At 74.2% G+C, this 2599-nt stretch carries 3 protein-coding genes; 2 read left to right on the forward strand and 1 reads right to left on the reverse strand.

The annotated features are described in order from the left end of the window. Both malQ and L0P92_RS43785 read left to right on the forward strand, forming a co-directional pair. The coding region (gene malQ, locus L0P92_RS43780) for a 4-alpha-glucanotransferase (RefSeq protein ID WP_234768702.1) at positions 1–1491 on the forward strand (1491 nt) is incomplete at its 5' end. A gap of 82 nt (positions 1492–1573) precedes the next feature. Then, on the forward strand, positions 1574–1831 hold the full coding sequence (locus L0P92_RS43785) for a hypothetical protein (protein WP_234768703.1): 258 nt from the start codon (positions 1574–1576) through the stop codon (positions 1829–1831). A gap of 179 nt (positions 1832–2010) precedes the next feature. Here the strand turns inward: L0P92_RS43785 and L0P92_RS43790 are convergent. Then, on the reverse strand, positions 2011–2599 hold a 589-nt coding region (locus tag L0P92_RS43790; RefSeq protein WP_237696764.1), incomplete at its 5' end, for a TetR/AcrR family transcriptional regulator.

A 2599-nucleotide genomic window follows, 5' to 3' on the forward strand; every position in this document is an offset into this window, starting at 1 on the left:
GAACAACCCGCGAGGGGCCAGCCCATGAGCCCCTCCCGGCGCTTCCCCGACCCGGTGCATCTGCGGATCGAGGACGTGCCCGAGTTCGCGTACGTCGAGGACCGCGAGCGCGTGCGGGGCCTGCTGGAGCGGGCCGGGCGGCTGCGGGAAGCGGTGCTGGAGAAGGGGGAGTTGATCGACCGGGACGCGGTATGGGCGGCCAAGCGGGAGGCGCTGGAACTGGTGCGCGAGGTGCCGCTCGGGCCGGGACGACGGGCCGCCTACGCCGACTTCCTCGCGCGCGAGGGCCGGGCGCTGGAGGACCACGCCACCTGGTGCGCGCTGGCCGAGGTGCACGGCTCCGACTGGCAGCACTGGCCCGCGGGGCTACGTGATCCACGTTCGCCCGAAACCGCCCGCGCGCGGGGCGAGCTCATGGACCGCGTCGACTTCCACTGCCGTCTCGCCTGGCTCACCGACACCCAGCTGACCGCCGCCCAGCGGGTCGCACGGGAGGCCGGGATGCCGGTCGGGATCGTCCACGACCTGGCGGTCGGCGTGCACCCCGGGGGCGCGGACGCCTGGGCCCAGCAGGAGTACTTCGCGTCCGGGATGTCGGTGGGGGCACCGCCGGACGCCTTCAACGCGCGCGGCCAGGACTGGGGGCTGCCGCCCTGGCGGCCGGACCGGCTGGCCGAGTCCGGGTACGAGCCGTATCGCCGGCTGCTCAGGGCGCTCTTCCGGTACGCGGGCGCCCTGCGCATCGACCATGTCATGGGGCTGTTCCGGCTGTGGTGGGTGCCGCAGGGGCGCCCGCCGACCGAGGGGACGTACGTCCGCTACGACGCCGAGGCCATGCTCGCGATCCTGGTGCTGGAGGCCTCCCGGGCCGGGGCGGTGGTGATCGGCGAGGACCTCGGCACGGTGGAGCCGGGCGTGCGGGAGACGCTGCGCTCCCGGGGCGTACTCGGCACCTCGGTGCTCTGGTTCGAACGGGACTGGGACGGCGACGGCCGCCCCCTGCCACCGGACTCCTGGCGCGCCGACTGCCTCGCCACCGCCACCACCCACGACCTGCCGCCCACCGCGGCCCGCCTCACCGGCGACCACGTCGAACTGCGCGACGGCCTCGGCCTGTTGACCCACCCCCTGGAACAGGAGCGGGCCGAAGCGGCGGCGGACACCGGCGAGTGGCTGGAACTGCTGTCCCGGCTCGGGCTGCTGCGGGGCACCCACGGCGGACACTGCGTCTCGGAGGAGGAGGCCGAGATCCAGGCCGTCCACCGCTTCCTGCTGCGCACCCCGGCCCGCATGGTCGGCGTCTGGCTGCCGGACGGCGTCGGCGACCGCCGCCCGCAGAACCTGCCGGGCACCTGGGACCAGTACCCGAACTGGCGGCTGCCGATCGCGGACGCGGAGGGGAGGGCCGTGACGCTGGAGGAGCTGGCGGCCTCGCCGAGGGTGCGGGCGCTGGTGGAGGTACTGCGGGAGGGACGTGCCGGGCCCGGCTGACGGCCCACCTGGCCGCGCGGGCCGCGTCTCATACGGCACCCCGGGCGCGCGGCCTCTCATGGGGTTCGGTACTTTTGGCCCCGTGGACAAGAAGAACGCCCTGCGCGCCGGCGCCCTGGCTGCCGGTACGACGCTGATGATGCTGCTCATGTCGTCCCCCGCGCTCGCGCTCGCGCGTGACGACGGCGACGACCCCGGCCAGGGCCTGACCGTCATGGAGACGCTGGGCCAGTTCGTCCTGGCCCCGCTCGTGCTGTTCGGGGTCATCGCGGGCCTCGTGATGGTCCTGGACCGCTCCACGGACCGCCAGCCGAAGGCAAAGGCCAAGGCGAAGGCCTGACCAGGGCTCTTGCCCGACTCGGCCGCTCCGCAGTCTTTCCCGAGGGCGCCGACCCCGTCGTACGTACGCGCATCAGCCGTACGTCGACGAGGTCGGCGCCCTCGGTGTGTTCCCGGCCGGGTGAGGCCTGCCTGCGCCGGGTGACGCCTGCGCCGGGTGACGCCTACGCCGGGTGACGCCTACGCCGGGTACGGCGCGGTCAGATACCGGTGCACCGTCGGCGCCAGCCACGCCACGATCTCCTCGGGGGGCAGCGCCACGGCGGGCGGGAACCGCAGGACGTAGCGCGTGAGCGCCAGCCCGAGCAGTTGCGACGAGGCCAGCGCGGCCCGCGCCGGGGCCTGCTCGGGGTCGGGGCAGACCCGACGGGCGACCGGCAGCAACTGGTCCGCGAAGATGCCCCGCATCCGCTCGGCCCCGGCCTGGTTGGTCGCGCCCACTCTGAGCAGGGCCGTGAGCACCTCGTTCTTCTCCCACATGTCCACGAAGTGGGTCACGAGCGTCCGGCCGACATCGTCCCGGGACAGTGACGCCGGGTCCGGCAGCTTCAGGTCGATCGAGACGGCCGCCGCGAACAGGCCCTCCTTGTTGCCGTAGTAGCGCATCACCATCGACGGATCGATGTTCGCGTGCTTGGCGATGGCGCGGATGGTGGCGCGCTCGTAGCCGTCGGCCGCGAAGCGCTCACGGGCCGCGTCGAGGATCGCCGTGCGCGTGGCTTCGGAACGGCGGGTGGCTGAGGGCGTGCGGGGCGTGTCGGGCGTGGGG

The organism is Streptomyces muensis, from assembly GCF_021474425.1.
In the GTDB taxonomy this organism is placed as follows: Bacteria; Actinomycetota; Actinomycetes; order Streptomycetales; family Streptomycetaceae; genus Streptomyces; species Streptomyces muensis.